A 6,181-nucleotide genomic window follows, 5' to 3' on the forward strand; every position below is an offset into this window, starting at 1 on the left:
ATCAAGGGCAGTAATCGTATCTCCCGGATTCTCTCCTTGATCAACTGCTTCTTTCCAGATCTCGCGAACCTTTTGAGAAATCACAGATAACTGACCTGAATATTTTCCTGACAAAACACCCAGTGCAACACTTGCTCTTGTTATATGAATATCCGGCAGAACAGGGATTTTATCGAGATTCCTGAACATGTCATACCTGGCAGCATCCCGAAGAGTCCTGATCCATATTATCCCGCTCTTTTCTGTGATTATCTTCGGAAAATCATTACTCATATCCTGTTTATCAGTTTTCATATATTCAAGCATCTTCACCACATTCCCCTGGAAACAGGCGATAAAGTTTCTGGGATCTCCTCCCCATCTTTGGGATATCGATACCCCGATATTTCTCCAGTTCTCTGCATCCCTTTTTTTTCTGGTGCAAATCCCGGTATTTTTTAAGTCCAGTGCAACCTGATCGGGTGATTCATGGTAGAGAGCATCAGGTGAGAAGAGATATCTGGTCTTGTCATCCTTGTAAGCTGCCCGGGAAGATTCCCACAGAGCAGGGGTATCACCCTGATGATCTATTGAGAGGGTTAACGTGATAAAAATAATATGTTCCAGGGATCCCGGTATGAGGCCATCAGGAGGAGAATAATCCGGAGGATCCGGGTGAAGCAACAGTTCAGAGGTCTTCTTCACCTGCATGAGACGGACTGCAGCATCTCTGGCTCTTGTGACATCAGGTATGAGAGGCATGTGTATCAAAACCTAGCAGATCTGGATATGAGGAGGATATGGTACTATTTCAATTGAATTGTTTGAACACATATGAGTAGATATCTTCCAGAAGTCTGAGTCCTCCCTGGTATCCGACATATGAACTGTTGAGGATCAGACGTTCCTTTATGGGAACAGATATCGCCAGGAAATTTCCCTGTAACTCTTCTGCCAGTTTTTTCTCGAAAATACTGCCGATTATCAGGGGAGCACCATGGTAATCGGTTCTTCTGATCTCCTCGTGAATTTCGTATCCGTCCCTGGAGAATACAATATCTGTAGAGATCCGGTAGGTAAAATCCCTGAAATATTGCCTGATTGTCTCATGATACTCTTCAGGGGGTTTGTCGGTGATGAATTGGGTCGCCGGAATAAGACCAAAATCATTTACCAGAAATCTCGATACCGCCAGGGCATCCGTGGTACTTGTCACGGTTGAAAAGCGACGGGACATTGTCCTGTTCTCAAGAAAGACATCCGAAGTTCTTTCAATATAATAATAATATTCCTTCTCATGCCTGTCGATGACAGCAGTCACCAGAGAAGGATCGATACCGGCAAATTTTCCTACTACCTGCAGGAACCGGGTTGATTCATATGCTCCGATGGGAAGAACGGGGTAGTGAAGATAAGGAGTCCCAAAGATCTCTTCCAGCTTCTTTACATTGGAAAGGCCTACCCAGGGTGAGACCAGAAGGTTAAATTCAGCCTGTGGTATTCTGTCTATCTCTTCGATACCACGGTTTTCGCCGAATATGGTGTTGGGAGTCAGACCAATCTCCCGGATCAGGTGTTCAAGTTCACGTATATTCCCAATCCAGAAGGGATCAAAAGAAGGAACAGGCCCCCAGATATTAACCAGTCCTTTAATCCTTCCTTTTCCAGGTTTTTTCACCAGGTACTGGGTAATAATCGCATCAACTATCCATTCGTGTCCCTGCAGATTGGTACCTTTGAATCCTGCAGTTTCGACATAGATTACCGGTTTTTCAGATCCTTCAAAGGAGGATACCACCTGGGCAATGTCATCCCCGACGATCTCTGTCGTACATCCTGATAAAACCACAAAGAGATCTCCATCGATCATCCGAAGGGCATTTTCTATCGTTTCTTTAAGACGCCCTTCTCCGCCGAAAACGATCTCGTTCTCGGTAATGTTTGTACAGGGATAAATCTGGGGGGATATGTACCCGGAATCTCCGTTGCTTCCTGCTATACCCCCGGCAAGTTTTGCGGCACAACCCGGTCCTGCGTGCAGAACAGGAACTGCACGACAGATCCCCTGAACGGTCTGCATGGCCCCAAGGGCACACACATAGCGGGGCTGATCGATGATCTTAAGAACCATTATCCTCCCCGGATTTGAGGAAATGGTTATTATTTTGACTGAACCACCAGTCGTTATACGGGAGTTTTACCCGACGGGAAAGGTTTTCGGTGAAACTCCGGTTCGTGACCTTATCAAGGATGGAATATGCAAAATTCAGAAGGCCCTTATACCCGAATATATCGTATTCGTCGTACAGGCAGAGAGCAGGAATACCCAGTTTCATTGCCCATACCGTGGATCCGGTATGCCTGGAGAAGAAGATGTCAGGTTTTGCTGATTTCAGAATATGGATCATCTCATGATTCTGAAGATCACAGACATTCAATGGGAAATCATTCGGGGAATTATGTGCCAGGTGATCGAACGCAGAAGGTATTTTGCCATCATCATATTGTCTGTCAAAATGCCATGCTGCAGAATATACGATCTCTATGCCCAGCTCCTGAAGTGCCCTGCTGGTGTTGAAGTTAAAACCCGGTCCCATCCCTACGACTGCCTTCAGGCCTTTGAGTTTTCTTTTAACCTCCTCTATCTTTGGGAGATACTTCTCTTTTTCTCGAGCCAGGTATGTTTTGATCTCTTCTTCCTTCCCAAGTACCTTCCCGAGTTCGGAGAGCCAACAGTCAAATCCCTCTATGCCATGGGGCTGGAGTGACACCACATAGGGAACCCCGTACAGATCAGATAATCCGTTTCCAAGATATGAACCGAGTGTCCCGCAGGTACTGATAGTTGCTGCAGATTCAGATATTCTTGACAACTGCTCGATCGTCGTATTTGATATCAGGAACAGGGGTTCATAACCGAACTCATGGAATATTTCGGTTATTTCCTTCCGTGCACTTCCGTAGAAATTGATAATATTAATAATATTGCTTTTTTTCTCCGGGGGTTTTACAATGCTGGTTAAGATGGCATGAAAAGCTGCGTCAAATCCTGATGCCCAGATCTTAGTTTTGAAACCTTCACAATAAACAAGGGCTACGGGGATGGGTATAATTCCGCTTACTTCGGATCTGACACTCTCCAGGTCTTCTCCGATAACTCCGCTTACACATGATGCCCCGACAAATATGGCATTCGGCCGGTATCTCCGGTACGTTTCCAGGATCACTTCTTTCAGGTTCTCAGTCGCACCGTAGATGGTATCGGTCTCATCCATATCAGTACAGACATAGCAGGATTTTGAATGGTTCAGTCCGATCTTTGCTGCCAGCTGGTCCTTGGAGTTACTTACCTGCATGGCTGTCACGGCACATCCGGAAGGAGAGTGCTGGATCATTGCGGCATCAACGATAAAACTGAGAATACTGAATGCACAGGCCGCATTGCAGGTACTTGCCTGGCTAAAGCATCGTTCCTTGTCCTGAAGAGTTCCACAACAGGCCTTATGATGCAGGTCCTTTAAGGTTCCGCTATACCCGGTTATTGAACCCAGTCTGTTTTCCCTGGTTTCATGAGCATGTAATTTCGTATTGACTACCATGAAAAATGAAGCCAAGATCCGGATTCGAACCGGAATGTAGCTGATCTGCAGTCAGCCGCGTAGCCACTCCGCCATCTTGGCAAATGTCAGATATGCTAAAACCGTGGATCAGATTGGAACGTGGTTAGTGCATGAAACTCTTCGTTGGTCTTAGCAATCTACAGGTATTCCCTGTTATCTCTTATGTTGTATCCCTATGGATAAATATAGCAGGAATCCGGCAAAATTCTCCGCAGACAATTTTACTGGTACCAATATTGCCGGGATATAAGAGATTAATATGCTGTTTTGACAACATTTTGGATGATAGTCTCATTGAGAAGAGATGAACAAACCCCCAGATATACCACCAGGAATACATCATGAAATTATTAATGTTTGACACTGACGGATTTGCCTACAAAATCCATTCAAAGGGCCTGGAACATGCTGTTTCTGATATATCCGAAGAGGAGTTCGGACCTGGGCTGGTAATTTTTTTGCATGCCGAGGCTGAGGATGAATTATCCCCTGACCGGATGGTAAAAAAAAGTGCAGATAACATCATCTGGCATGCAAAAAAGACCGGGAGAGAGCAGATCGTTCTTCATACATTTGCCCATCTCTCGGATAGCCGGGCAGATCCCGGTATCGCAGAAGGAATACTGTTACATCTTCAGGAGAGACTCAGGAAAAAAGGATATCGAGCAGAAAAAACACCATTTGGTTTTTTTCTTGAGTTCACCATTAAGGTCCGGGGAGAGTCCCTGGCAAAAGTATGGAAATCAATATCATGAACGTCAGTAAGAAAAAAAGAATAAGAATCTCATCGGAACCGAACAGGGTCACCAGACCCGGATCATCTGTACTAATCGCTAAAGATACATGCCCCCGATCTGAACTTGGAAAGATACAGGAAAGAATATTGATAAACTGGTTATTTTTTTGATCTTGTATCCTGACAGATTAATCCCGGATTTTCACGCTAATTCCATGCAGATACTGCATCTTTTTGATTTACCTCCGAGTGTCGGAGAGCGTAATCCTCTTAAATTATTTCTCATATACAAAGCTACATTCTCCATTCGTCAGATCGAAATTCATCATATGAATTAGCCCGATAAGCCAAATTATTCGCGTTTAAAACTGCTCAAAAATGGGTAAATAGAATGAAAAACAAAGAACAGGGTTATTTTAAAATCACCATCGAAACTGGTTGGGGAATACATGAAAAAAGATCTCTGGAGAATTACCCCGAAAAATTTATATGCAGATATATAATCCGGATTCAGGTTTTACATCCTGACTGAGCAGGTAGTATCTGGTGCATTTCCCATCCTTCTTTTGTATCACCAGTCCTTTTTCGATGAACCGTTTCATCGTTTTTGTAACTGAAGGGCCTGATATTCCGAGTTCTTCAGCAAGTTCTCCCCGTGTCAATCCCGGAGAATGAGAGATTCTGGTGAAAATTTCCGATTTAATGAATGAAAACCGGATTGCAAGACTTTTCTGTTCTTCATCGGTATATTTTCCATGATTCTCAAAATAATGGTTGCATCCGGCTTCTGATATAATTTTTATCTTTCTGACATTTTCCATCTGCCATAAATGATACCGCAACGTATTCTCATTACATCCGGAGAGTTCTATCAGTGTCTTGAGATCTATTCCCGGGTGATATTGTATGTATGCATAGATCTGCTGCCTTTTCTCCTGATCCAGGATGGTCTTTTGTGTCAGCCGATGATATCCACTGACTACATATCGTTTGATTCTGTTGAACAATGTCTGAACTGCATAACCACCCGCGATATTTTGAGATGATGCAGTGCAACCAGGTCTTGGTATTGTATGATTACAGGTACAGGGCTTCCCGTTTTCAGTACATCTGCATCCCGTACCACAACATCCCCCTGGCTGATCAGGTTTTATGTTAGTTCCGGACTGTTGTATTTCAAAAAGCGGAGCGCCAGCAATCATTATGCTGAGGAGTACAACCATCAGAGCTAACGCTTTCATGGTGAATACATCACTTTTCTGCAGATATCAATCCTTACGATGCTGGTTATTCTGCCGCTTTCAATACCTATATACGGGGGCAGGTTCGGCAATGGCACTTTGAGTAATCATGCAGGATTTAGTACACATTTTTCAAATCAATTCGGCAAAAATCGAGAACATACTCTGTATGGATGCTTTTTTAGGTACCATTCCTTGCTGACGGTTTTTATGGAGTATGAGTACTCTTCATCAGCCATCCTCTCTTTTCGGTGATGATTCAAGATCTGAATAGTTCTGCCAATATTTGCCGCGAATTCTAAACTTATAGAGAAAATCCGCCAATATTTGCTAATTTCCCTCCTTATATCAAAATTAGTGAGAAATTATTAGGTGAGGCGATAGGTGTGAAATGTAACATCATAGATGACGCAGAACTTCCAGGGGATAATCTCTGATTTCTTCTATATGCCGTATCAAAAGAAACGATAAAAGACATTTCGATGTTTCATAGAGAAATATTTTTTGAGGCCAAACATGACTAAAGAAAAAGAAGCCTTTATTCGTGATGAAAAAATTCATCTCGAGAATGCAACCTGTCCGAACCGGGAAGAGCGGGCGAACGG

General features: G+C 43.5%; 5 protein-coding genes and 1 tRNA gene. 1 reads left to right on the plus strand and 5 read right to left on the minus strand.

The window, feature by feature from the left end; genetic code table 11:
* The 4 genes from LUQ50_RS14765 to LUQ50_RS14780 all read right to left on the minus strand — a co-directional run.
* Window positions 1-741, minus strand: a 741-nt coding sequence (locus tag LUQ50_RS14765; RefSeq protein WP_300040988.1) for a hypothetical protein, incomplete at its 3' end; no start/stop codon positions are given.
* 49 nt (window positions 742-790) lie between these two features.
* Window positions 791-2,110, minus strand: a complete 1,320-nt coding sequence (locus LUQ50_RS14770) for a nitrogenase component 1 (protein ID WP_300040990.1) — start codon at window positions 2,108-2,110, stop codon at window positions 791-793.
* A complete protein-coding gene (locus LUQ50_RS14775; RefSeq protein ID WP_300040992.1) occupies window positions 2,100-3,578 on the minus strand; it encodes a nitrogenase component 1 in 1,479 nt (492 codons plus the stop codon). Before LUQ50_RS14775 ends, LUQ50_RS14770 begins: the two co-directional genes overlap by 11 nt.
* Before the next feature lie 9 nt (window positions 3,579-3,587).
* Window positions 3,588-3,659: transfer RNA gene (locus tag LUQ50_RS14780), tRNA-Cys, on the minus strand.
* A 281-nt stretch (window positions 3,660-3,940) separates the two neighbouring features.
* Here LUQ50_RS14780 and LUQ50_RS14785 point away from each other — a divergent pair.
* The gene (locus LUQ50_RS14785; protein WP_300040994.1) at window positions 3,941-4,354 is read left to right on the plus strand and encodes a threonyl-tRNA synthetase editing domain-containing protein; all 414 of its coding nucleotides are present in this window, start codon (window positions 3,941-3,943) and stop codon (window positions 4,352-4,354) included.
* A gap of 466 nt (window positions 4,355-4,820) precedes the next feature.
* On the opposite strand, the gene LUQ50_RS14790 is transcribed toward LUQ50_RS14785, so the two are convergent.
* Entirely contained in the window at window positions 4,821-5,576 is a 756-nt protein-coding gene (locus LUQ50_RS14790) for a winged helix-turn-helix transcriptional regulator (RefSeq protein ID WP_300040996.1), read from the minus strand.
* Window positions 5,577-6,181: the final 605 nt, after the last annotated feature.

Source organism: Methanospirillum sp., from assembly GCF_028679455.1.
In the GTDB taxonomy this organism is placed as follows: domain Archaea; phylum Halobacteriota; class Methanomicrobia; order Methanomicrobiales; family Methanospirillaceae; genus Methanospirillum.